Source organism: Posidoniimonas polymericola (assembly GCF_007859935.1).
Classification (GTDB): Bacteria; Planctomycetota; Planctomycetia; order Pirellulales; family Lacipirellulaceae; genus Posidoniimonas; species Posidoniimonas polymericola.
In genome coordinates, this window is sequence record NZ_SJPO01000015.1 from 1 (window position 1) to 24,595 (window position 24,595).

A 24,595-nucleotide genomic window follows, 5' to 3' on the forward strand; every position below is an offset into this window, starting at 1 on the left:
ATGTTCGCTCCGTCCCGTTAAGTTGAAACTCCGTTCAACGGGCTTCTACGCGAAGAGGCAAGAGGTTGTTCGACAAGGCCCCTTCCTAGTGCCACTGCTACCACGTCTACCGACCTCATCAGCGGAAGGATCGCACGCCGCTTGTTAGCGTCTAGTCGGAGGTCAGTGATCCGCCTGGGAACGGTGAAGTAACTCTTCGCCGCAGTTGGCTTGGCTGTGTGCTCAATCGCTACTAACCCACAGCGACCTATTGGAGTGCAGAGGCTGTTGGCCATCTAGTCGTTGCGTGTCTACACGCTGTTGAGGCATTCACAGCTGATAATCCGTTCGTGATTCGTGACAGTCGGCAAAACGTGTTTTCAGCTCAGAAGCAATAGTAACCAGCAAGCTCTCGTCGATATTGGATGGCAACCTTTTCGAACGGGATGTTTGGTGTCAATCAACCGTTTGCGTGCAGAGAGGTCGAGAAGATCTTCGCGAGCTTTTTCGAGGATGCTCTTTGATACGCTCATCGCCTACCTGTACGAAAAACCTGCCCGGTGAAATCGTTGTATTGGGTTGGCGTCTGCCAGTGAGTCCAGCTAGTTTGGGAGGCTACTTCGCCCACTCCGCCGACAACACCGCCGCCTGCTCCAACACCAGCTTGGTCGCCTCCTCCCGCAGGTCGGGAGGATACCCATGCTTGTTCAGAATCCGGCGGACTATCACTCGGATCTTGGCTCGGGCGGTCTCGCGGCTTGTCCAGTCGATGCTCACGCTCTTGCGGACAGTCATCACGAGTTCGGTGGCGATGACCTTGAGCTTGTCGCAGCCCATGGTGTCCATCGCGCTCTCGCTCTGAGCCAGGGCGTCATAAAAGCAGATCTCGTCGTTGTTGAGGCCGAGGTCTTCGCCCCGCTCCTGAGCGGCGCGGAACTCCTTGGCGACTCGGATCAGCTCGTCGATGATCTCTTGGGTCGAAATCGCCCGGTTGTGGTAGGCGTTCAGGGCAGACTGCAGCATCTCGCTGAGGTTCCGGGCCTGAACTACGTTCCGCTTGTGACGCACCTTGATCTCGTCCTTGAGCAGCTTCTTGAGCAGCTCGGCAGCGACGTTCTTGTAGGGGAGGCTCCTGACCTCCTCGAGGAACTCGTCCGAAAGGATCGACACGTCTGGCCGGTCGATGCCCGCGGCCGAGAAGACGTCAATTACCTCGCTGTCCGCTGTCATGACTGCCTTGGACACGAGCTGCCGCACGGCTGCGTCGAGTTCGGTCTGTGACTTGCCGCTAGCGCTGTACTTGCGGAACATGGTCCGCACGATCTGAAAGAAGGCCACATCTTCGCGGATCTGCTCAGCGTACTGCGAGGTAGGGCAGAGGGCGTAGGCCTTGGAAAGGTTGCCTACATGAGCGACCCAGCGCTCCTTGCCTTCGTCCTGCTCGAGCAGGAACTCTTGGGCCTGCAATGGCAGCGTCGCCCGCTCGGCCGGGGCGCCCGTTGTCCACTTCGACCAGTCGAAACCGTGGAGCATGTCGCGGCACTGCTCGAAGTTCTTCTGCAATGCTGTCACCGCTGCGTCAGCATCGATGGTCGTTTCGCCAGAGCCACCGCTCTCGGTGTAGGTCTTCAATGCCTTCTTGAGAGAATCGCCGATCCCGAGGTAGTCAACGACAAGCCCGCCTGGCTTCTCTCTGAAGACACGGTTGACACGTGCAATGGCCTGCATCAGGCCATGCCCCTCCATTGGCTTGTCGAGGTACATCGTGTGCAGGCAGGGAGCGTCGAACCCGGTGAGCCACATGTCGCGGACGATCACCAGCTGGAAGGGAGAGTCGGCCGACTTGAAGTGTCGGGCGAGGTCCTTGCGGCGTTTGGCGGTGCGGATGTGCTGCTGCCAGTCGACTGGATCACTGGCGGCGCCGGTCATGATGACCTTCAAGAATCCCTGCTCATCGTCCTCGCTGTGCCATTCTGGCCGTAGGTTGATGAGGGCGTTGTAAAGATCGACGCATATCCGACGGCTCATGCAGACGATCATGCCCTTGCCGGCCATCGCCTCCTGCCGCTTCTCGAAGTGGCTGACGAGGTCGCGGGCGAGCAGGTCGATCCGGTCGTCGTCGCCGACCATGGCCTCGAGGGCCGCCCACTTTGTCTTGAGCTTTTCTTTGGTGTCGAGCTCCTCAGACTCCGTGATCTCTTCGAAGCTCTCGTCGATGCCGCCGACGCTGGCATCCTCCAGCATCATTTTGATGATACGGCTCTCGTAGTAGATCGGCACGGTCGCCTTGTCGGCCACCGCCCGCTGGATGTCGTAGATGCTAATGTAGTCGCCGAACACGGCGCGGGTGTTCTTGTCGTCCAGTTCGACCGGCGTGCCGGTGAAGCCGATATACGAGGCGTTAGGCAGAGCGTCGCGGATGTTGCGGGCGAAGCCGTAGCTCGTCTTCCCTGTCTTAACATCGTGGCGTGCATGGAAGCCGTACTGGCTGCGGTGGGCCTCATCGGCGACCACGACGATGTTGCTCCGCTCTGACAGAAGCGGGAAGGCGCCCTCGGCCTCGGCAAACTTGTGCACGGTCGTGAAGACCACGCCGCCCGACGCCACCTGGAGGACCTCCCGGAGGTGGTCGACGCTGTCGGCTTGGATTGGCTTCTGTCGGAGGATCTCGCTGCACCGCTGGAACTGACCAAAGAGTTGGTCGTCGAGGTCGTTCCGGTCGGTCAGCACCACCAGGGTTGGGTTGTTCATCTCCGGCGCCGACACGACCAGGCCGGCGTAGAAGAGCATCGTGAAGCTCTTACCGCTACCCTGGGTGTGCCAGACGACACCTCCACGGCGATTGCCGTCCTCTCGAGTGGCTTCGATGGTGGCCGTGAGGGCCTTCTGGGCCGCGTGGAACTGGTGGTAGCCGGCGAGGATCTTGAAGACCGCCTCGCTGTCGGGGTCGTCCTCGAAGAGCACAAAGTCGCTGACCAGGTCCAGCAGGCGGGCGCGATCGAGGGCGCCGCGGATGAGCACCTCGAGCTCGAGTAGTCCTTTGACCGGTTGCTCGCTGTCGATGGTCCGCCAGGGCTTGAACCACTCGATGCCTGCCGAGAACGAGCCGATCCGGGCCTGCCCACCGTCGCTGATGACTGCCAGCTCGTTGTACCGGAAGAGCGACGGGATCTCCGCCTTGTAGGTCTGCAACTGCGCAAACGCCTTGTCGATCGTGGCGTCTTCGTCCGCCGGGTTCTTCAGCTCAAGGACGACTAGCGGGAGACCATTGACGAACAGGACAATGTCAGGGCGGCGGTTGTGGCCACTCTCGATGACCGTGAACTGGTTGACCGCCAGCCAGTCATTCGCGTCGGAGTCGGACCGATCGAGCAGCTGCGCGTGATCGCCCGCGATTGAGCCATCGTCGCGGCGGTACTCCACAGCGACCCCGTCGCGGAGCATCTTGTGGAACGCACGGTTGGCGCCAATCAAGGTCGGCGAATCCAGGATCGTGACCTTCCGGAACGCCTCTTCCCGGGCATCAGCGGGCATCGCAGGGTTTAGGCGATCGATGGCCGCCCGCAGACGGTCCTTCAGCACTACGTCGTCGAACGAATCCCGCTCGGCAGCCGGCTCGCCAGGAGCGATCTCAGGCCCAAAGGCGATGCCGTACCCAAGCTCAGACAGCCACGACAGGGCCGCTTGTTCGATCGTGTCTTCGCAGAACGCAGCCATGCCGTGCCGATGGACCGCCGGGGTGTGGTGAACCGTATTATGCTAACCCAAACGGCTGAGGCGGGGTACGAACGCGCAGTGAAAATGTCCCAGCTTTTCGATCATCCAATCGTGCAGCTCAGGCCAGTTGCTATGGTCCCGAACATCGATCTGGGTGTTTCGCAGGTAGATCCGCAGGGACTTGCGTTCGGGGTCTCCCAGCCACTCCAGGTCGCCGCCGATCTCCTGCGAGATGCGATCGCGATCGGCGTACAGGGCCTGGAACACTGCCTGTTGCTCGGCGCCCCTCAAGCCCAGACCGACAGACGCTCGATTCTTTACCGAGTTCACCGAGCCGTGGAGCCAAGCGTCTGACCTACCGATCGCAAAGTTCATCCATGCTTGCCCTCTTGGGCTCTGAGGAGTCAGTGGGGTCTGGTGCTGCTGCATCCTCTCCACAAACGCCTGCCAGAATGCGACCAGCTCATCGCTGCGGGCGTTCTTGGTCTTAGCCGTTTCAACCAAGTGTCGGAGGTAATCTGAAATCAGCTCACGATGGGCGTCGAGCACTTCCTGGGTCAGACGAACCCCAAGCCGTCCCTTGCGCTTCACGCTGGTCTCGAAGCCGGCGTCCGCAAAACGATTGGCCCATTGCTCTAGCGAGCTTGACCCCGACGACATCCACACCGACCTCTTGCGGGGATAAAACGACACTACATTGAAGAAGTCATCCGCCGGCTTCACGGCGATGTTGTGTACCCGGTAGACCAGGTCGTGCTTGCGAGAGCCAACCTCGTCGATCAGGTCCTTGATCTGGTCGCACCAGCCTAGCGCCTCGTCCGTGGATCGGCCCCGCCAGTACTCGCGAGACGTTTCGCCCGAATCGTCCTCAGAATCCTCAGAACTCGCCAACTGTTCAATCCGCGGCGCCAGCACGCGGCGGACGGTCGTTAGTTTGCTCGCGAGCCACTCGTGCTGCTCCAGCCAGTCGAGTGGGTCCTTGATGCTCGAGTTCTTCCGCATCGCGCCGACGCTACGGCCCGCATCGTTCCAGTCGGCCATGAACCCAAGCTCTTTGTCGATGGCTGCGCGGTCGGCGACTAGGTTCCGAAAGTGTCGGCGGCCACGGCCCGGAGGGAGCACCACCGCGGCCCACAGCTGCTTGCCGCCCACCTTATACCACGCGTACAGGGAGGCGCCGTCGACGCCGAGCGGCAGCTCGAGCCGGGTCTCGCCGGTGGCCTCGGGCAGGTCCTTCCAGCCGTGCTTCTCCTTCAGGATCGCGAGCAGGTCGCTCCAGTACGCAGTGCGTCGCTCCACGCCTGCCTTGAGCTTGCGTTCCTTGGAGGGTGGGACATACGCAGGGCCACCCTCCGGGCGGGGCCAGAGGCCGGTGACGGTTTCGCTCAGCTTGCGCCCGCGCTGCTCGATGGCGGCGGCGTCCCATTTGTCGTGGTCTGTAAAGTGGCGGTTGAGACTCACATTGCTCCTCGTCAGCTCCTCCCGCTTCGTTGCGAATCCGTGATTGCTCATAGGTCCGTTGTAGCCCGAAAGCGTCAGATTCCCCAGCGTGTGCAGCCAGCGCTCATGCAGGCTCTTCCAGTCGGTGCCGAGCGCCTCCTTCCACTCCTTGGAGGACTTGCCGCTGAGCGTCTGGGGCATTACGTGCTCGATGCTCAGCGTGGTGGGGTCGACCCGCTCCTTGTGGCCGAGGTCCCGCTCGAGCTCCTCGAGTATCAGCCGGCACTTCTTGGGCTCGCGTCGGTAGACCGGGAACTCAACCAGGGCGGTCTGCAGCGCCCGATCGTCGGGCCAGCCGCGGTGCTGCCAGTACCCCTGCAGGTCGCTCCGCGGGTTGTCCTTGATCGCGGTGATCGCCTCGCAGAACCACTTGCCGTAGGTCCGCGTGCTCTCGCCGCAGATCGAACGCCGCAGCACGAAGCTGCACAGGTCGTCCAGGCACCCCAGCAGGCCGTCCATCGGCAGGACGCCTTCTTCGTGACGGGCGAGCAGGTTCAGCAGCAGCGGGTGCGAGGTATTAATCTCCATCGCCGCCACCGACCGCAGCCGCTTGGCTAGGGCCGCGTCGGTGACGGTGTCGGGCCGGCGGAGTTGACACTCTAGCTTGGCGAACCGGGCGAGCTCGGCCACCTGGTCAACCGGTGACCAGCCTCGCTGGCGGAAGTACTCCTTGAAGTCGAGGAAGGTCGACTTTGGCTGCGAGTACGTGCCGCCCCGCATCAGGAAGCTGCGGTAGAAGTCGGTGGGCTTCAGGGCGTCGTGCTTGTCGGTCGCGTCGAACAGGGCCTCGTAAGGCTCCCAGTGGTCCTCCTGGAAGTCTTCCTGGTCGTCCTGCGGCACGTGCATGAACAAGAAGTTGCGGATCAGGTCGGACTCCGCCAGCGGCAGGCCGGTCGAGTTGAGGCTCTCGAAGATCTCGTACGGGTTTTCCTCGTCGATCGTGATGACTACCAGGTACAGGCCGCCGGTCGCCTTCTGGAACAGGTTGGCCAGGCCTTCGCCGCCGGCCGTTTGGGCGAGCTGCTGGATGTGCTTGCGGAAGAAGTCGTACGCGGCGACGATCTGCAGGCCGGCCTCGCGGTCAAGCTCCTTGCCATCAACAATCGCGATGAACGCCTCGCGGTCGCCGGTGCGGGGCACTATCTTGTACCGCCGCAGCTTCTTCTCGAACTTGTGGATCAGGAAGTTCTCCTCGATCCGCGCCGCCAGCTCCTCCTCGCCCTGCTGCCGGGCCACATCACGCAGTGCACACAGCAATAGTGACAGCGTGGTCAGCCGCTGCTGGCCGTCGATCAACTGAAACGCGGTGACCTCCCCCGGCGTGACCCCCTCGGCGGTGCAGACCAGCGGCCCGAGGAAGTGCTTGCGGTCCCGCTCATCGTCCATCAGCGCCCACAGGTCCGCCCGTAGCCGCTCCCAGTCCTTGCGGCCCCACTTGTAGAACCGCTGGAAAAAGGGAATCAGGAACTGGTCGCTGGAGTGCAGGATCTTAGAGATTGACTTCGCGTAGGCTTCCATTAGGTCTAACTTGAGGAGGTGAACTTAGTCTGTAGCTCGCACGCAAGCTGAACGGGACGGCGATAGAACGAGACCGATACAGGCGGTTCGGAAAGCCACAGTCGGTCTCTTGAACAGGGAAGGTGTCATTTACAGCACATGCCGGCGTTCATCTTCCTAGGCGAGTTTGATGGACAGAATCGAATCTATGTCATTTGGCTTTCGTGGCGTAAAGCCAGGTCCCGTCAGGCGTGACCAGTTTGACAGCAGTGCCGTAGGCGAAGATTTCCACGGCCTGCTGCGCTCCAATACCCTCTCCCGCTACAGCGACTCGATACTCGAACTGACAATTGATCACGCCGTCCGCACCAATGGCGTAGGCCTGCGCCAGGAGGTTCTGCTTTACACCCGCAAATGCCGTGTGAGGATCTCCGGAGCCGCCAAAGATCCCAGCTTTTCCCTGAGAGTCGAACGCAAAAATCGTGTCGACTATTCTGAAGTGCGTTCCCGGCGGTAATCCAGAAGTTGAAACCCTCATGTTAGCGCGCCGCTGCTGGTCACGAGCCTGCCGCTCTTCGGCTATTCTGGCTTGCTCGGTTGCCTGCCTTCGAGCCGCATCCATCAGGCCATTCACGCTCGCCGCGGCCTGCCACTCACTACGTTCTCCAAGCCTGACCATCGTGTCCTCTTGGACAACCCCTTTATTGATCGCTTTCAGTAAATCAGCCTGAGACGACGGCCCTACCACGTCCCCGAGCACTTTGTAGTACCAATCTGACGCCATCAGTAATGCTCCTAGGGGGAAAGAGTTCGAGTGCCTAAAGCTGGAAAAGAAAGGTGCGTGCCGTTGCGAAAGCATTCGCTTCATAAGACGGTTGCGGAGTTCTCCTGCAGCTCCTTCAGCGTCCGCCCTTGGTCGTCCTTCCACTCGGTGCGTCCGTTGGCGTTGCGGCCCAAGACCACCGCGGCGGCGGTGGAGGGGGAGCTGAAGGTGTAGTCCTGGGCGAACTGGTAGCCGTTCGCGGCTTGCGTCAGTACGCCTAGCTCGACAAGGTTGCTCCGCAGGGCCGAGAACCCACGCGAGATCGAGTCTACCTCTTCGCCCCGGGCACGACCGCCGGCGGTCACCACAAAGCCGTCGCTCGACTCGTAGCCGTACGCGTCGGCGTCGGGGCCGGAGCAGTGCAGCAGGTCCGTACGTTCCCGCTGGGCCGGCTTCGTAAAGTAGTGCAGCCCCAGCAGCGGCAGGCAGAGCAGCACCTCGTCGAGGAAGCCCTCGGCGTCGGCCGTGTCCATCTCCGACAGCGGCGTCGGCGCCGGGGTGTTGCCGTTGTCGAGTGTGCAGCGTTTGGCTTCCTTGGCCAGGTCGATCAGCCGCGACTCGAGGTGCTGGATATGGGCCTTGTTGAGGTTCTCGTCCTTGCTGACGAAGAATGCGACGTGGGTCCAGAAGTCTTTCTTGGCGAAGTGGCTCTCGAGCCGCGGCCGCACCGGCGCGCCCTGGCCCACATACACCGTAGGCAGTTCATCCTCGCCCGCCGGCCCGTAGAGGATGTACACCCCTGTCCGCTGGAATTCCTCCCGGGCCTTACTCTCGGGCAGCAGCGGCCGCGGGCAGACCACGCACCGGCCGCTCCAGTTCGACTTCTCGACCACCTTCAGCCCGTCGGCCGTGCCGCCGGGGAGGAAGATGCGGATGCTGAAGGCTCGGGGCTGGTCTGGCATAGGATCACAAGCGGAGGTTGGCGAGCTAGTTGGGGCGGACGACGCGCCCTGCTACCCCCAACTGACGTGGTCCGGGTTTACCTCGAAGCCGCACTCGCTGCAGGTCGGGTCGCTCGCCGTCACGCGACCCCGTTCGCAGCTGGGGCAGCAGTCGGAATCGATCAGCAGCCGCACCTCGGCCCCCATTGTGGCGCCACAGCCCGGGCACGCGGGGTTGCGGTCCTTGAAGTCCCACTCTGCCCAGCACGCCGGGCAATGGTCGTGGGGGACCATCGCGAGGTCGCCATTGACGACATACCGGTGCGCCGTGCTGTCGCCCCACGCGGTGTACGGCGGGTTGCCAGCGGAGGTCGCCAGGCCGGTTTGCAGCAGCGGCAGGCTGCGGCCACGCTCGGCGTCGAACACCTGCAGCCGGATGTCGAGCGTCAGCGAGTACTCGCCGAGCACTCGGCTCAACTCGGCGAGCTGCCGCTTGATCGATTCGCATGCTTCGCTGTCGATCAGCTCGGTGACCTGCCCGGCGAGGATGTCCACGTCGGGATCGATTTGCTCGTAGAGGTTCTTGTCCATCTAAACCACCTCCCCGACTGCCCGCTCCGCATCCCCCACCCGCAGCTCGCCCGACAGCAGTTTTGGGAGTAGGGTGTCACGAGTGCACGTGAGAGTACGCGATTCGCGCAGGTTAGCTTGTATTCTGCTGTATATTGGGCGAACTAGATCGGAGAAGGCGTCCATGACTTCTTGGTTCGGACTCTGAATTCGGACTGCCTGTAGATGCCCCTTGGTTACCGCCTCGCGAGTTGCTCCAGCGTTGAACCCGATCAAGTGATCTTTCATCTCCTGACTAGCTAGGTGCAAGTGAAGGTATCGCGGAGAAATGCCCGGTGCCGCACGAATTCGCAGGACATGCTGATTCACTCGTGCGGGCAGAACATCAGGGTCGACGATGCATGTTCGCAGAACCGATGCGCCCGTGATATTGAAGAGGATATCGTCCTCTTCGAGAGCCACGCTGACGAGCGAATCTGCGGCTTTGTCCGTGATACGAGCCAATCCGTCCCAAACGAACTTGTGATCAAACACGTTTTGGCTTCTCACGAGTGCGACGCCGTCATCAACGTAAACTTTGCTGCCGCCACGAGGAGTTGCTCCGCTTCCAATATGGGTGGTTAGCTCTTCCAGCGTCTGTGGCTTCCACCCCTTCGGCACCAACTCCCCGTCCACATGCTCCAGCGAGTCCGGGAACAACGCCGCCAGGTCGGCGCTCATGCCGGCGGGCTGGCGGCCGTCCAGCTTGGCGCGGACCGGGTCGAAGTCCACGAACCAGCTCTTGAAGATCGCCCGCGCGAGCGCCTCCAGCGTCGCATTCATCCGCCGGTTCAGCTCGATCTTGTCGTCGAGCGCGCCGAGGATGCGGGTGATGGCTTGCTGTTCAGGGAGTGGGGGAAACGGAAGAACAAAGCCTCTAATGAGCTGCCCACTCAGATTCTGCTGGGCTGCACCTGATGCTAAGCCTCTCAACTGCCGCCGGTGATGGAGCAGTTGGTAGAATAAGTAGCGAAAGTCAGCTAGTCGGCTGTCAACGATAATCGCGCAGCACGCTTGGTTACACGTCATCGAACGCCGAAGTATTCCGAGTTGCCCGACGGTTGCACCGTAGAGGGCGAGTAGAAGCGTGTTCTCCGGAAGCACCTTCGCCGAAGAAGACTTTACCGCCTCTTCGGTGATTTGTTCTTCTGTGTCGTCGATCCAACGATCCAGTAGTTCCTTCGACTTGACCCAGCCATTGCCGCCTCCGTCATAAAATTCCGGTCGGCGGCGACTGGGTGTGCCACCACTTGTCACACGCATACAGACTTGGTCGATTGATTGGCGGCGCCATTCAGGAGGCGCTGAAGAACAGGCGTCAGCTTCCATATCCCAGCCCCTCTAGATTGGACCGGATAGCTGCTTCTAGGTCAGCTGACTCGGCAAACTGCCCCTTCAACTCTGCCGTCAGCCGACGCATCTTCTCATCAAACGGCTCATCGTCCTCTTCTACTGCCTCGGCACCGACGTAACGGCCGGGCGTGAGCACGTGGCCGTGCTCGGCGATCCGTGCGGTGGTGGCCGACTTGCAGAAGCCGGACACATCGTCATAGCCTCTGCCCGACTGCCACGCGTGGTAGGTGCCCGCGATGCGGGCGATGTCCTCGTCGGTCAGCTCGCGGTGCACCCGGTCGATCAGCGTGCCGAGCTTGCGGGCGTCGATGAACAGGGTCTGTCCCGCCCGCTGCTTCTTGTCCCGTGTCAGGAACCACAGGCAGACTGGGATCTGCGTGCTGTAGAACAACTGGCCCGGCATCGCGACCATGCAGGCGACCAGGTCGTCCTCCACGAGGGCGCGACGGATGTCGCCCTCGCCCGACTGGTTGGAGCTCATGCTGCCGTTGGCGAGCACGAAGCCGGCCGTGCCGCCGGGCGCCAGGTGGTGCACAAAGTGCTGCACCCACGCGAAGTTGGCGTTCCCCTTGGGGGGCAGGCCGTACTTCCACCGCACATCGTCGTCGACGCGGTGCCAGTCGCTGTCGTTGAACGGCGGGTTGGCCAGCACGTAGTCGGCCTTCAAGTCGCGGTGCAGGTCGCGGCGGAACGTGTCGGCGTGCTCGGCGCCCAGGTCCCCCTCGATGCCGCGGATCGCCAGGTTCATCTGCGCCAGCCGGCGGGTAGTGGGGTTCGACTCCTGCCCATAGACCGCGATGTCGCCGACGCGGCCGCCGTGCTCCTCGACGAATTTTTCGGATTGCACGAACATGCCCGCCGAGCCGCAGCAGGGGTCGTAGATCCGGCCCCCCTTTCCCGTCATAGAATCGTATGGGGCGAGCATCTCGACCAGCACCCGCACCACGCACCGCGGCGTGTAGAACTGGCCCCCCTTCTTGCCCTCGGCGCTGGCGAACTCCGACAGGAAGTACTCGTACACGCGGCCGAGGATGTCCTTGGAGCGGTTCTCGGCGTCCCCCAGGCCGATGGTGCCGACCAGGTCGATCAGCTCGCCGAGCCGCTGCTTGTCGAGCGAGGGCCGGGCGAAGTCCTTGGGCAGGATGCCCTTGAGCCGTGGGTTGTCCCGCTCGATGGCGACCATCGCGTCGTCGATGGTCTTGCCGATGGTGGGCTGCCGGGCGCTCGCCTGGAGGTGGGCCCAGCGGGCCTCCTTGGGGACCCAGAAGCAGTTCTCGGCCAGGTACTCGTCGCGCTCCTCGGGGTCGGCGCCCTCGTACTCCCCCTCACCGGCGACCAGCTTCTCGTAGACCTCGTTGAACGCGTCGGAGATGTACTTGAGGAAGATCAGCCCGAGCACCACGTGCTTGTACTCGGCCGCATCCATGTTGTTGCGGAGCTTGTCGGCCGCCAGCCAGAGCTTGGCCTCGAAGCCCAGGTTGGCCGCGGCGTCCTGCTTGGGGGCTTTATTCTTAGGGGCCGCCTCTTTGGCCGCGGTCTTCTTGGGAGCGGATTTCTTAGGAGCAGCGGTCTTAGCCGCCCCGGTCGCGGTGGCCTTCTTGGCCGTCTTCTTCTTGCCCATGGGTCGCGAATGCTGTGACAGAGCCGAGGGGATGGCGGCTGCTCGTGGAGACGCGCCGGGAACCGCACAATATAACGGGTTGGCGATTCCCCGGGAACTTACTCGGAATAGATCAGCAAAGGTGTTAAGCCGCGTTAGCGGGGCGCACGCGGCGTTAGGCGGTCTGGAGAGAATGTGCGCCCGAGCTGTGGGTGCACCGGGCCGAAAAACGCCGGGTTTTAGTTGACTTGGGCTTGAATACGCGGCTGTGGTGGATTCACTGCGCCCGCGTCCCTCCGCCTGCAAAAACTCAGAATCGCTCCAAAGGCGGTGGGGCTTTGGGGTCCGATTCGCCAACAGCAACGCGAATTCGTTTGAGTAGGTCATTCCGGATCAAATGACCATCGCTAGAAAGGCCACACGGGCACGGAGTGTCGCTAGTCGTTTTTCGAAGCGGCATGCCTGCGTGATGTAATGCGTTCAAGAGTGTTCTTCTCTCACCGCGAGGAGCCGTGGTGGCGCCGTTCTTCATCACTGCTCGCCCAAGTCGACGAAGATTATGAAAAAATTTTCGAGCGGTTCTTGTGAGCTTACATGAGACTGGAAGTTTAAGTTTGTGGATTTTTGGATTCGCTGGCTGCGGTGAGTGACAAGCTTTAGAAGCAAACAGTACTTGATTTGAAGTGCCGCGCAGCTGGTAGGAGTTCTGTGAGGGGACGAACCCGTGCGAGAATCTGTCAAGAATCGAGGGCCGAGAGCATTTTGCGCTTGACCTCTCAAAATCATTGACGGGTCGACCAATCCGAGTAAGATCTGCCGCGGCTGGAACGAGACGCGTGATCGCGTGTGTGCTCGATTTCAGTCGTGTGCGACGACTCAGCGGTTCCATCTACGCGCTGCATGAAGCAAACGCAAGAACCGTGTGTGAATGATCTCTTAGTCGTCGATTTCTAATCCACCCTACACGGAGGGGAGTCGGTTTTATGGACGAAGAAGCAAGGGGATGGTGTCCGTTGCTAATGGATGCAAGGACGGCGGCGAAGGCGCTCGCAATCAGCTCGCGGAAGCTCTGGGCGATGACCGCGAGTGGTGAAATCCCGCACGTGCGTATCGGGCGGTCGGTCCGCTACCCAGTCTTTGAGCTGCAGAGCTGGGTGAACGAACACACGGAGGGGAATCGCTAACATGAACATGCCGAATGACCCGCGTCGCAACGCGGCCGAACCAAACAGCAAGCAGCCTGAGCCCAAGGGATCGCACAACGAAGCTGCGAGCGAGGGCCGCCCGGAAGACCTCCACAGGCCAACGGCTTCCCCGCCAGGCTCCGATGCGTCCTGGCCGACTTCTGGCCCTGGGTCGGTCTCGCCTGCGGCCAACAGCCCAGTTAAGACGCCACAGGAGTGGGGCGAGATCGACGACTTCGAGAAGACCAATCTCCCGCCATTCCCCGTGGACGCGCTCCCCGAGGTGCTCCGGGATTTCGTGACCGAGCTGGCTATCGAAACCCAGACGCCGCCGGACATGGCGGCGATGCTCTCTCTGGCGGTGTGTGCCGCGGCAATCGCTCGCAAAGTGGAGATCCATCCGCGGGGAGGCTGGATGGAGCCCTCAAATCTCTTTGTTGTCATTATCATGGGACCGGCAAACAGGAAATCTCAGGTCCTCAGGAAGGTTGCGGCGCCGTTGGTGGCCAGGGAGGACCATCTCATCGCCGCCAAGCGTGAGTCGATAGCTAGCGAGCATACGAAGCGTCGGCAGTTGGAGGCCCGGCTCAAGAGCCTCGAAAAGGTTGCCGGCGAGTCTCCCAACAATAACAAGAGGGACAAGGCTGCACTCGACGCGAAGGAACTCGCGATCCAGCTTTCTTCCACTCCGATTCCCGTATCACCGCGGCTCATTGCCGACAACATTACCGAAGAAAAGCTTGAGCAGATGCTGCTAGACCACGGCGAACGGATCGCCTGCTTTAGTGCAGAGGGAGGCATCTTCGACATCATGAAGGGCAAGTACTCTTCGGCGGGGCCTCAGTTCGATGGCTTTCTGAAGGCCCATGCGGGTGATCGGATCGTCACCGACCGGATGGGCCGGGCCAGCGTGGTCGTTGAGCGTCCCGCGCTGACTTGCGCCTACGCCGTTCAGCCCCAGGTAATGAAGGCGATCACTGGCGATGATGCGTTTCGGGGGAGGGGGCTGATGGCTCGGTTCTTGTACGCCTCCCCAGAGTCACTGGTGGGCCGTAGGGACGTTGCCGCACCGGCGATGAGCCTGGAGGTGGCTGAGTCCTACGCGGCGTGCGTCGAGAGGATGGCGTCATTTGACGGCGAGCTTGAACTTCGCTTTTCCCTCGACGCTGATATCCGGTTGCGTAAGTGGGAAAGTGAAGTCGAAGAGATGCTCGATGTGGGCGGCGATTTGGAGTACATGCAGGACTGGGGAGGCAAGCTTGCGGGCGCCACGGTCCGCCTGGCCGGAATCATTGAGTGCGTGGATTCGACGTTCGATGAGTCATTGCTGGTGGGGATAAGGTCGCTTGAGCGGGCCATTCAGATTGCACGCTACGCCATCAGTCACGCCGACGCCGTGCTAGAACGCCCAGACTCACCAAGCTACGACGACGCTCAGTACCTTTGGCGGTGGCTGCGGAAGAAGGAGCTGCGTGTCTTCCGGAGACGCGATGTCTATCAGGCGTTAAAGAGGCGTTTCCCTGAGGTAAAGCACATCGCCCCCGCCCTGAGCGAGCTGTGCGAACGCAATTTCCTCCGTGTTCTCCCCAAAGTGACTGGTAAGATTGGGGCCCCGCCAATGGAGTATGAGGTAAACCCCTGCCTTCTCGACGGCGCAACGCGCCCTCAGAAGTCGCAAAACTCAGTCAGCTCGCTTTCTGAGGGTTTTGAGGACGTTTCGAACGGTGGTGAGTCGGAAGATTGGGGGGCCCCGTGAGGATGCAAGAAATCATCGCTGAGCTTCACCGTCGCCGCGTCCAGCTGGACGCGGTTGACGGCAAACTCCGGTTCAGGCCTGCCGGTGCGGTAGATGGCCCCCTGCGGGACGCAATGAAGCAACGGGAACCCGAGTTGGTTGAGATTGTTCTGAGTGGTGAGCCAGAGTTGCAGGTCGCCTGGTTAATGGCCGTCGAATCAGTTCATTCCAGCGGGGCCTTCTCCGACGAAGTTGCGGAGCAGTTTCGGCGGGCAGAAGTGATTTGGGGAGAAGCCGGCAAGATGCCGGCCCCGCCCCCTGGCCGTACCGGTGATTGGTGCAGTAAGTGCGGTTCCGCCGACTGGCGGGACACGAGGCTTGAGTACGAGCCTCACCGCGGAAAGTCGTCTCGCCGCGATTGTTCGCGTTGCGGTGCGTTTAAGGACTTCCCGAGGTGGTATGAGCCCGATTAGAGGGCCTTACGGGTAGACTACAACAACAGGTTCGGCAGGGCGGATCGTCAATTCGGCCTGATATTGAAAGCAAGGCTGGCAGATGGCATCGGTATTCAAACGCGGTGGAAGCAAGGCGAAGGGACCGTGGTACGTCCAGTGGATCGACCATACGGGCAAGCGGCGATCAAAGTGCGCGCGAACAAGCGACAAGGCGACGGCCGAGCGGATCGCCCGCAAGCACGAAGCCGACGCGGCCCTGCGTCGCGATGGCGTGATTGACCCAATGCTGGACGCGATCAGCAAGGAGTCGCAGAAGCCCATTGCGGATCATCTGGCGGACTACGAAGGCAAGCTTCGCACGGCGGGGCGAACCGATAAGCATATCGCGAGCACTAAGCGGTTCGTCGAATGGGTTGCTGAGCACGCCGGCTTCACCATGGCGGCTGATATCACGGCCGACGGCGTGAACCGTTACGCGGGCAAGCTGCGTGATGAGGGCCGCGCCGCCCGTACGATCCAGGCGCACTTGAACGCTATCAAGGCGTTTACCAAGTGGCTAGCCGATCATCACAAGCTGCCCCGCGATCCGTTGTCATCGGTCAAGAAGCCGAACCCGAAGGCCGACCGCCGCCGGGAGCGCCGGATGCTGCTGCCCGAGGAATGGCGGCGACTGGAAAAGGCCACCGAAGCCGGCCCCGAACGGTACGGCATGGCGGGCTACGAACGATTACTGCTCTACCTTGTCGCGATCCAGACCGGCCTGCGGTCAAGCGAACTGCGGAGCCTGACCCGCGGGCGGTTGTACTTCGATGCAGACCCGCCTTATATCACCTGCAAGGCCGGGTCGACCAAGAATCGGAAGGATGCCCGCCAGTTCATCCAGCCCGAACTGGCGGCACGCCTGAAATCGCACGTAGCGACCAAGGCGCCCAAGGCCCCGGTATTCAACCTACCCCACGAATCGACCCTGGCTCGGATGCTGCGCGACGACCTGGCCGACGCCCGGAAGGCATGGGTGGAAGAAGCAAAGGACGACCCACAGGAATACGCGAAATGCGAGCAAGGCGACTTCCTGGCAGCGACCAACCACGACGGCGAATCCTTCGACTTCCATTGCCTTCGGCATACATGCGGCGCGTGGCTGGCGATGACCGGAGCGTATCCCAAAGTGGTTCAGACCGTGATGCGACACCAGTCCATTACGCTGACGATGGACACCTACGGCCACTTATTCCCCGGCCAAGAGGCCGACGCGGTAGCCCGCCTGCGGTCGATGCTGACTGAGGCGGTCGATAGTCTGCCCCCTGAGGCCCTGCGAGCAACTGGAACCGATGACCTGCCGGCCGGCGACGCCGAGGGCGCGCAGCACGTGGCGCAGCACTCGCGACGCGAAGGGGGGCAATCTGCTGCGAGCCGGTGCGATGACCGATGCCGACCGACTGCGCAAAAGAAATCGCCCAAGTCTTTGCAGATTGCGGACTTGGGCGACGGGGTGCGAGAGTGTGCGTCGTGGGACGCAAGTAGCGGAGGAGGGACTCGAACCCCCGACACGCGGATTATGATTCCGCTGCTCTAACCGACTGAGCTACTCCGCCGAAGTTCCCGATTTTAGCGAACGGTCCGGGATGGTGGTAGACCTCTTCGAGGGCGAAAATGTTCGCCATACCGCTCGGTCGAGCCTTACGCGGTGGCAACCGATGGGGCAGGTTTTTGGGGGCCGGACGGTAGGATCGGCGCGAGCAGGCCAACGGTCAGGCGTGCGGCGAACCCCAGGGCGAGCAGCCAGGTGTAGGATGACGTGTCCGCCGTGGAGCCGTTGAGCAGCGGCTGGAGCAGCAGCCCACCGGCGATGATCGTCGCCCCGCTGGCGAGGTCGTTGGCGGTGTAATACAGCGCCAGAGAGCGGGCCTCGCGGCCAGGGGGCGCGACTTGGAGCTTGAGGAGGTCGAGCCCCACATTTAGTCCGGCGTACGCGATCCAGCAGGCGTACGCGCCCGCCACCCACCACGGTGAAGAGGGCGACGCCAGCAAGAAGAACAGTGGGCTTAAGACAACCACCGCCTGGGACCACGCAATAACGGGGCGTGCTCCAAGTCGATCGGCATAGGCGCCTAGCACAGGCGCACAAATCGACTGACCAAGCCTCATCACGGTCGCGAGCGCCAGCAACGCCGGGTAGGTCATCCCCAACGCGCGGTACGGCATGATGCCTCGGGCCGGGGCAGCGATTCCGTTGGCGAACGAGAGCAGCACAGACCACACGAGCAGGTTCCGCATCTCGGGCGTGAGCACGCGTGCCTTGCGGTGGGGGGCATCCTCCACGGTGGCGGGGGTGACGCCGCTGCCTGTGGGCATCGCGATCAGCGGCAGCACGGCGGTCGCCATCGCCGCGGCGCCAGCCAGCGCGGTAACGTCTAGAGGGGTTAGCCACCAAAGCAGATGAGGAGAAGTCCGCGACGACGCCAGGCAGAACCCGGCGATTGCGCCAACAATCTGCCCACGGGTCAGCCACTGTTCTCGTACGCCGATCAATCTCCCCCGCAGCGGCAATGGGTAGATTCGCCCGAGCCACACCCAGAGCGAGGTCGTGCCGATATACTCGACAACCTGGTAGGCGGCCCAGGCCGCCACCAATACCGCCAGTCGACTGCCGGCGGGGACCGGGCTGACCCTCGCCGGTACGATCGCCGCAACGCCCAGGAGCAGGCTGCTTGCTGCGTAGGCAAGCACGCACAAACGCTTTGGCGATCCTAGGCGGTTCATCAGTTGCGGCGTCGCCAAGCGGAGGACCCCGGCGAACCGCGGCGCGGCCAGCACGAAGCTCATCCCCAGACCCTGCGCCCCATGGCCGATAGCGAGGTACGTGATCAGCAGGGTTGGCGCCAGCCCGGAGCCGATCGCCCACAACGCCGCGTTCGCGTTGGCAAGCATCACAGCGCGGCGCAGCATCTCGGGGCGTCTTGCTGGCATGCTCCCAGCGTAGTCACCGCTGTGGCGCCAAGCAAACGGCTAGGACTGGGCGCCGATCAGCGCGTTGTAGGACCTCGACATCCGCCGGGTCGCTGCGCTGGTGATCTGGAACCCGGCGATGCCGAGCAGGATGAGCGCCAGCAGCAGCAGGCGCACACCGATCGGTTCGGTGACCGTTCGCTCTCCGTTCCTGAAGGCGGCAACCGCAGGCGGGGCGAGCACGATTACGCTGGCCACCAATGGGATCACCGCGCTGAGCAGGTTGATCAACCACAGCCGGAACGGCGTATTGGCCAGCTCGCTGCGGGCCACCTGCCGGAACGAGGTCGGGTCGTTCCAGAGCCGTGGGTAGAGCACCTGGAGCACGAGTATCTGCAGGCCGCAGACCGAGTAGGCGACCGCGATCAGCCCAGACAGCGTGAACGACATCACGAAACTGAGGTAAACCTGCCCGTCGACTGGCTGGTCGAGCAGCCGGTCGATCAGCCACGGGAACACCAGCCCCCCCGGCAGCCAGCCCGCGGCGGCGATGCCGAGCATCCAGTAGGGGAGGGCGACAGCGCGTTTGCGCGCCTCAGCAACGGCCTCTTCGCTTACTCGCTGGCTGCTGTGGAGCTGCCGCCAGACGCGGTAGACCGGCGCGACGACTGCTACTCCAACCGCGACCAGAAGCGGGTAGACCAGGCCATTGTAGATCGGCACTAGCCGGCTGAAGAACAGGTCGCTCTGCTCCCTTTCCAGCGACCCAACGATCTCGGCAAAGTTGTAAGCGATGTTAACCACACTGCCGATGATCTGGGGGCCGACAGCTAGCAACGCAAACCAGAGGAACGGCGCCTTCCACGCCGACTTTGTGAACCACTTGGGCGCGGGAAGGTCCCGCTCGGCGGTGCGCATCTCGCGGCAGCCGTCGAGCGCGGCCGCGAATTCGGCGCCGCTCCGCCAGCGGTCGCCCTTCTGGCCCTCTAGTCCCCGGGCGGTGACACGCAGCAGGGTCTTGCGTGCGCTGGGCGGCTCGTCGGTCAGGGGCGGGGGCGCGGCGCGGCGCGCGTCTGCCAGATCGCGAACGAAGCGGGTCCTATTCTCAGAGCGTCGGACTTCACAGAACGGGCGCCCTCCGGTCAGGAGTTCGTAGACCACGATCGCAAGCGAGTAGACATCCGACTGCTCGTCGACATCGTCGACGGTAGCGCCGTTCTGATTGCTGAAGGCGTCGAGGTGCTCGGGCGCCATGAAGGCCAGCGTCCCACCAAAGGCCGTGTCCGAAGGGGCGCCGTCCTCTGCCGCACGCAGCGAGATGTTGAAGTCGGCCAGCATCGGGCGGCCGTACTGATTGACCAGGATGTTGGCCGGCTTGATATCGCGGTGCAGCACGCCTTGACGGTGGGCGTAGTCAATCGCCTCGGCCAGGCGGCCGCCGACCCAGGCCGCGGTCTGAACGCAATCAAAGCCGGCGATGAGCTCTCGGTCCCGGATCGCGGTGGTGTCGAGCACGTCGTGAATCTGAGCCCGCGACTCGACGACCGCCAGGTAGTCGGCGCCGCTCCACCCGCACCGGCCTTCGGCGTCGCGGCGGTGGAGGTTGTGAATCACGCCCTCCAGAGATGCGCCTGGCACCAGCTGCATGCAGAGCAGCCGCAGCCGACCGGTCGCGTCGATGCTCTCCGAGAACACCTGGACGATGTAGTCGTGTTCCAGGCGGGCCATGGTGCGGCCCTCGCTCCCCTCATTCGCGCCAACCTTGAGGGCGACTTGGCGGTCGAGTGAGACCTGCCTCGCCAGGTAGACAACGCCGAAGGCGCCTTTACCAAGCACCCTTTCTACGATGAAGTCGTCGATCTGCTCGCCGTGCGCCAGGGCCCCGATGCCCCGGTCTGGATTCGCCGCGGCAATAGGAGGGCGGAAGCTGGGGGCGGCGGCGGTTTCGTCCTCCGCGAGGCGGACATCCGTGTTGCGGGAGTCGAGCGTCGCACGTTGGCTGGAAGCCACCTCCGGCAGTTGCTGGGGGAGCGTTGGCTCGGCGGCCGCGTCCGCGCTGGGGCCGGAGTCGCCGTGTCGAGAGCTGTCCGGGGGCTCGTGTGCCATACGGAAACGATCGCTGCTGGGCTAGCTAGGTGGCGTCAGTGGGAGGGCCGGCCTTCTTCTCGAGCGCAGGCCGGCAGTATTCTAGCAAATTGAGGTCGATCAGCTCTTGCTCAACCCGGTCGCGATCGGCCTCGTCTAGCGAGTGGGCAACCTCATCGAGCAGCAGGTCCGCGAACGCCTCGCGGGCGCGGTGCAGGACTACCCGTGCGGCGCCCGCTTTCATCGGCTTGCTGAGCCTCTCGCTCAGCAGCTCCGCGAGCTCCGGGGACCGGGCCTCGGGGTGCTCGACGCGGCAGCGCAGCACGGTGTAGTAGGGTTTGCCGGTCTCGCCCTCGGCGGCCTGGAGCTTGACCCAGGTGCGGGCAAGGAGGTCGTCGCGCCAAGACTCGTTGAACAGGTCGCCGAGCGACTCCTCGTCCGGCGCCACCGGTTCGGGGGCGTCGTCACCCATCTGGGCCTCGCGGGCGCCGCGTTTCTTCTTGCGCTGGTGATCAACGATCAGGTGGTAGACGGTCGTCTTCAGGAAGCTTCGGAAACGCCCTTTGTCGGGGCTGGCCGTCTGGAAGTCGCCCCTGACAAACCGCAGGGCGAACTCTTGGAAGACGTCGTCCGCGGCCTCTTCGTTGCGGAGGGCGGCCAACGCGTAGCGGCGGACCGCGCCGCCGTACCGCTCGAGCAGCTTGCGCTGGGCGTCGCCGACTTCGGTCTGCTGACCGCCGTGCGCGCGTTGGACCATCGACCACTGCGTGGGGATACGGCTAAGTCGATCGTCCCAGGATTCCATAACGACCAGTTCCGTGTGAGGCATGGGGATACCGTCGCGGCCCCATTCTAACACGCTCTGCAGTGGCGTCGAACCTGCCGCCTCGAGGCGTTGTGGCTCGGGGTTTGGCCGGAGCTAGGGGGTGTGGCCCACGCGGTGCGTGGTCGCGTCGAGCGTGTACGATCCGCCCATCGGGGGGGTGGGCACGCCTTCCGGAAGGTACTGCGGATCGAGGTCCGTCAACGCCGCAGGCCAAGATCCCTGCTGGGTGAAGTAGATCTCTACCAGGTGATTCAGGTGCCCAATGTGGTGCGCCTGCGTCTTTTCTTTTGCGGCGTTTGCCGACACCGAGACCCGGGGCACAATGATAGCCGCGATGATACCGATGATCACCACGACCGCCAGCAGCTCGATGAGTGAGAAGCCTCGGTTCCGGTAGGACGCGTGGGATCGCATGCTGGTGTTTCCGGAGTTTCTGGCCTGGTGTCGCCCGCGGTGAGTGGCTAGGTAGAATACTAGAGTATAGGACACCCGTGTGGCGTGTTGCCTTAGGGGGGAGCGGTGCTCGCAGCTGGTCGATTTCAGTCGCCGCGGTTGGATGATAAGGATTGGAATGATTGCACCACCTCACCCCGCTGCCCGTCCGCGAATCCGCGCCGCCGTGCTACTGCTGACCTGTCTTGGCGCGGCAGGCCCCACCCGGGAGCTGTGGGCAGAGAACGCCATCCGCGTGGTTTATCAGCAGGGAGATTCGCGGGGGGAGTCGACCGGTGCGGTGTTCGCCGAGGATCGATCGGGCGGCGTTTGCCTGCTCCAAGAGGACGGCGAGCTGCTGCTGCTATCGGCCGACGAAGTGGTCGAACGTGCCGACGTCGCCGAGCCCTTCCAGCCCCTAACAGAGGAGCAACTCACCGAGCGGCTCCAGGAAGAACTCGGCGAGCGTTTTGCCTTCTACACGACCCCGCACTACGTCGTCGCCTACGACACCTCTCGGGCCTACGCCAAGTGGCTGAGCTCGCTGCTCGAGCGGCTGCACAAGGCGTTTGTCAACTACTGGCAGAACGAGGGCCTTGAACTTGAGGAGCCGAAATTCCCACTGGTAGTGGTCGTGTACGCCGACCAGGCGTCGTACAGGCGGGCCTCGGCAGAGGAGCTGGGGGGCGCCAGCGGGATCATTGGGTACTACAGCCTGACCACGAATCGGGTATCAATGCACGACCTGACCGGCACTGAGACCCGCCGCAACGCCAACGACCGGACGTCGCTCCGAGAGATCAACCGCATGGTCTCACGCCCCGAGGTTGCGCCGATGGTCGCCACGATCGTCCACGAGGCGACCCACCAGGTCGCCTTCAACACCGGCATGATGAGCCGGTTTGCCGACCTCCCCCTCTGGCTTGTGGAGGGGATGGCAATCTACTTCGAAGCGCCGGACCTTTCTTCGGGACGCGGGTGGCGTGGAATCGGCAAGGTTAATCGCCCGCGGCTCCAGGAGTTCCAGCGGGGCGCCCGGGGCTGGGACTCCGAACGGCTCCGTGCCTTGGTGACCAGCGACCAGCGGCTGCGTGACCCAAACACCGCGGCGAGCGCCTACGCCGAGGCCTGGGCGCTCAATTATTTTCTCATCAAGCAGCGGCCCGACGCTTACCGATCTTACCTGAAGTATCTTGCCGGCCTCGCCCCTTTCGGCGAGCTGCCCGAGAACCAACGGATCAGGGACTTCGAAGAGTATTTTGGACCCATCGACGACCTCAGCCGCGATTTTTTTCGCGCTATCTTGCGGGTCGACTAAAGCCTGACAAAGCCCCTAGGCACAGCGGGCCGTATCGCGATATAATCCCCGATCTGCGGTGAAAACCGCCCCGCCGCTCCCTTAGCTCAATCGGCAGAGCAACTGACTCTTAATCAGTAGGTTGTAGGTTCGATTCCTACAGGGAGCACTCCCCAAGTACAAAAAGCTCTCCCCTGATTCAGGGGAGAGCTTTTTTGTTTACTCGGCCGCGGCTCTTTGAAGGCGTCGGCTACTTCAGCGGCTGCTTAAGGATCTCTGGCCGCTCGTTGTCGATTTTCACGATCAGCTCGCCGAACAGCGTGTTGGCCCAGGCGAACCAGTCGCGGGTGTAGTCGGCGGGGTCGTCCTTGTTGAAGGCCTCGTGCATGAACCCGGTCCCGGCGTGCGTGTCCTTGAGCATCTGCAGGCACCGCGTGATCTCCTCGTCCGAGGTGCTGGTCATCGCCCGCAGGATAATGCCCATCGGCCAGATGCGGAAGTTGCCGGTGTGGGGGCTGGCTTGCCCCTCGGCCGCCTTGCCGCGGAAGAAGTAGGGGTTGTTGTCGCTCAGCAGGAACTTGCGGGTGCGGAGGTAGATCGGGTCGTTCGGCTCGTGCACTCCCAGGTAGGCCAGCGACATCAGGCTCGGCACGTTGGCGTCGTCCCAGAAGGCGCGGTTGCCAAAGCCGTCGACCTCGTAGGCGTAGATATTGCCAAAGTCGAGGTGCTCTACCTTGGCGTACTGGTCAACGGCAGCCTGGACCTCGTCGGCCAGGGCGGTGCACTCGTCGGCAAACGCGGCGTCGCCGAGCTCGTCGCGGAAGATGGCGTCTAGCTGGCGGAGCGACTGGATGGCGAACAGGTTGGACGGGATCAGGAACGGGTAGAGCGTGCTGTCGTCGCTCGGGCGGAAGGCCGAGGCGATCAGGCCTACCGGCTTCACCGGCCGCCCCTGACCGTTGAACAGCGGCGCGTCGATCATGCGGTTGGTTTCGCGGGTAAAGCGGAACTTGGTGCCGTCCTTGCGCTGCTCTTCACGGAAAGTCTGCACGATCAGCTTGGCGGACTTGACCCAGGCGTCGTCGAAGACGGACTTGTCACCGGTTAGCTGGAAGTACTCGTTTGCCAGCCGCACCGCGTAGCAGAGCGAGTCGATCTCCCACTTCCGCTCGTGGACGCCCGGGATCGGCGACGGCTTGTCGCTCGCCCAGTGAGACGGCTTGGTCAGATCCTTGTAGAACGCGTTGGCGTACGGGTCCCGCAGCACGCACTTGGTCTGCCGGCGGACGAGGCCCTCGATCAACTTCCGGAGCTTCTCGTCCTCGGTGATGTAGGGCATGTACGGCCAGACCTGCGCGGTCGAGTCGCGGAGCCACATGGCGTCGATGTCGCCGGTGATGACGAACGTGTCGGGCTTGCCGTCGATTAGTTCGTAGTCGACTGTGGTGTCGAGCGTGTTCGGGTAGCAGTTTTCGAACATCCAGGCCAGCTCGGGGTCGGCGATCTTAGCCTTCACCTCGTTGATCGTCCGCTCGATGGTCGGGCTTGTGAAGCAACGCTCCTCTGCCGGTGGCCGCTGGGACTCGAATTCGTCGGCCGCAGCCGCCAGCGGCAGACTGGCCAACAGCGGCAGGAGAACAAACAGGCGATGGTTGGGAACGTTCATGGCGGGG

At 62.9% G+C, this 24,595-nt stretch carries 17 protein-coding genes, 2 tRNA genes and 1 pseudogene; 6 read left to right on the top strand and 14 right to left on the bottom strand.

The window, feature by feature from the left end; all coding sequences use genetic code 11:
• Positions 1-594: 594 nt before the first annotated feature.
• From Pla123a_RS22710 to Pla123a_RS22740, 7 genes are all read right to left on the bottom strand, one after another.
• Complete coding sequence (locus tag Pla123a_RS22710) at positions 595-3,696, bottom strand: type I restriction endonuclease subunit R (RefSeq protein ID WP_146591333.1); 3,102 nt, start codon at positions 3,694-3,696, stop codon at positions 595-597.
• A gap of 42 nt (positions 3,697-3,738) precedes the next feature.
• The gene (locus tag Pla123a_RS22715; RefSeq protein ID WP_146591336.1) at positions 3,739-6,714 is read right to left on the bottom strand and encodes a DUF4268 domain-containing protein; all 2,976 of its coding nucleotides are present in this window, start codon (positions 6,712-6,714) and stop codon (positions 3,739-3,741) included.
• Between the two features lie 190 nt (positions 6,715-6,904).
• Complete coding sequence (locus Pla123a_RS22720; protein ID WP_146591338.1) at positions 6,905-7,561, bottom strand: GYF domain-containing protein; 657 nt, start codon at positions 7,559-7,561, stop codon at positions 6,905-6,907.
• Positions 7,558-8,418, bottom strand: coding sequence for a GIY-YIG nuclease family protein (locus Pla123a_RS22725; protein WP_146591340.1), 861 nt, complete (start codon positions 8,416-8,418; stop codon positions 7,558-7,560). The genes Pla123a_RS22720 and Pla123a_RS22725 overlap by 4 nt, the downstream gene beginning before the upstream one ends.
• Positions 8,419-8,469: 51 nt before the next feature.
• Positions 8,470-8,988 carry a hypothetical protein gene (locus Pla123a_RS22730; RefSeq protein WP_146591342.1) on the bottom strand — a complete coding sequence of 173 codons (519 nt, stop codon included), beginning with the start codon at positions 8,986-8,988 and terminating at the stop codon, positions 8,470-8,472.
• Positions 8,989-10,335, bottom strand: coding sequence for a restriction endonuclease subunit S (locus tag Pla123a_RS22735; protein WP_146591344.1), 1,347 nt, complete (start codon positions 10,333-10,335; stop codon positions 8,989-8,991).
• Positions 10,325-11,980 carry a class I SAM-dependent DNA methyltransferase gene (locus Pla123a_RS22740; protein ID WP_146591346.1) on the bottom strand — a complete coding sequence of 552 codons (1,656 nt, stop codon included), beginning with the start codon at positions 11,978-11,980 and terminating at the stop codon, positions 10,325-10,327. Before Pla123a_RS22740 ends, Pla123a_RS22735 begins: the two co-directional genes overlap by 11 nt.
• A gap of 998 nt (positions 11,981-12,978) precedes the next feature.
• Between Pla123a_RS22740 and Pla123a_RS25105 the strand changes: the two genes are divergently transcribed.
• From Pla123a_RS25105 to Pla123a_RS25415, 3 genes are read left to right on the top strand one after another with little or no spacing between them, the layout of a single operon-like run.
• Complete coding sequence (locus Pla123a_RS25105; RefSeq protein ID WP_261342776.1) at positions 12,979-13,143, top strand: helix-turn-helix domain-containing protein; 165 nt, start codon at positions 12,979-12,981, stop codon at positions 13,141-13,143.
• A gap of 1 nt (position 13,144) precedes the next feature.
• Positions 13,145-14,899 carry a YfjI family protein gene (locus Pla123a_RS22750; protein ID WP_146591350.1) on the top strand — a complete coding sequence of 585 codons (1,755 nt, stop codon included), beginning with the start codon at positions 13,145-13,147 and terminating at the stop codon, positions 14,897-14,899.
• A 2-nt stretch (positions 14,900-14,901) separates the two neighbouring features.
• Positions 14,902-15,351 (top strand): TubC N-terminal docking domain-related protein, encoded by a 450-nt coding sequence (locus Pla123a_RS25415; RefSeq protein ID WP_197528216.1) that lies wholly within the window; start codon positions 14,902-14,904, stop codon positions 15,349-15,351.
• A 166-nt stretch (positions 15,352-15,517) separates the two neighbouring features.
• On the opposite strand, the gene Pla123a_RS25110 is transcribed toward Pla123a_RS25415, so the two are convergent.
• Positions 15,518-15,859, bottom strand: a complete 342-nt coding sequence (locus Pla123a_RS25110) for a hypothetical protein (protein ID WP_231956603.1) — start codon at positions 15,857-15,859, stop codon at positions 15,518-15,520.
• Between the two features lie 117 nt (positions 15,860-15,976).
• On the opposite strand from Pla123a_RS25110, the pseudogene Pla123a_RS25420 reads away from it, so the two are divergent.
• Positions 15,977-16,552 (top strand): annotated as a pseudogene (locus tag Pla123a_RS25420) (tyrosine-type recombinase/integrase); the annotation flags it as partial.
• A gap of 302 nt (positions 16,553-16,854) precedes the next feature.
• On the opposite strand, the gene Pla123a_RS22760 reads toward Pla123a_RS25420, so the two are convergent.
• From Pla123a_RS22760 to Pla123a_RS22780, 5 genes are all read right to left on the bottom strand, one after another.
• Positions 16,855-16,928, bottom strand: a tRNA-Met gene (locus Pla123a_RS22760).
• Between the two features lie 85 nt (positions 16,929-17,013).
• Positions 17,014-18,303, bottom strand: coding sequence for an MFS transporter (locus tag Pla123a_RS22765; protein ID WP_231956604.1), 1,290 nt, complete (start codon positions 18,301-18,303; stop codon positions 17,014-17,016).
• 39 nt (positions 18,304-18,342) lie between these two features.
• Positions 18,343-20,388 (bottom strand): serine/threonine-protein kinase, encoded by a 2,046-nt coding sequence (locus Pla123a_RS22770; protein WP_146591354.1) that lies wholly within the window; start codon positions 20,386-20,388, stop codon positions 18,343-18,345.
• Between the two features lie 25 nt (positions 20,389-20,413).
• Positions 20,414-21,196, bottom strand: a complete 783-nt coding sequence (locus Pla123a_RS22775; RefSeq protein ID WP_146591356.1) for an RNA polymerase sigma factor — start codon at positions 21,194-21,196, stop codon at positions 20,414-20,416.
• 90 nt (positions 21,197-21,286) lie between these two features.
• Entirely contained in the window at positions 21,287-21,607 is a 321-nt protein-coding gene (locus Pla123a_RS22780) for a prepilin-type N-terminal cleavage/methylation domain-containing protein (protein ID WP_146591358.1), read from the bottom strand.
• Between the two features lie 157 nt (positions 21,608-21,764).
• Between Pla123a_RS22780 and Pla123a_RS22785 the strand changes: the two genes are divergently transcribed.
• Complete coding sequence (locus Pla123a_RS22785; protein ID WP_197528217.1) at positions 21,765-22,943, top strand: DUF1570 domain-containing protein; 1,179 nt, start codon at positions 21,765-21,767, stop codon at positions 22,941-22,943.
• 75 nt (positions 22,944-23,018) lie between these two features.
• Positions 23,019-23,091, top strand: a tRNA-Lys gene (locus Pla123a_RS22790).
• Between the two features lie 81 nt (positions 23,092-23,172).
• Here Pla123a_RS22790 and Pla123a_RS22795 read toward each other — a convergent pair.
• Positions 23,173-24,588 (bottom strand): glycoside hydrolase family 125 protein, encoded by a 1,416-nt coding sequence (locus Pla123a_RS22795; protein WP_146591361.1) that lies wholly within the window; start codon positions 24,586-24,588, stop codon positions 23,173-23,175.
• Positions 24,589-24,595: the final 7 nt, after the last annotated feature.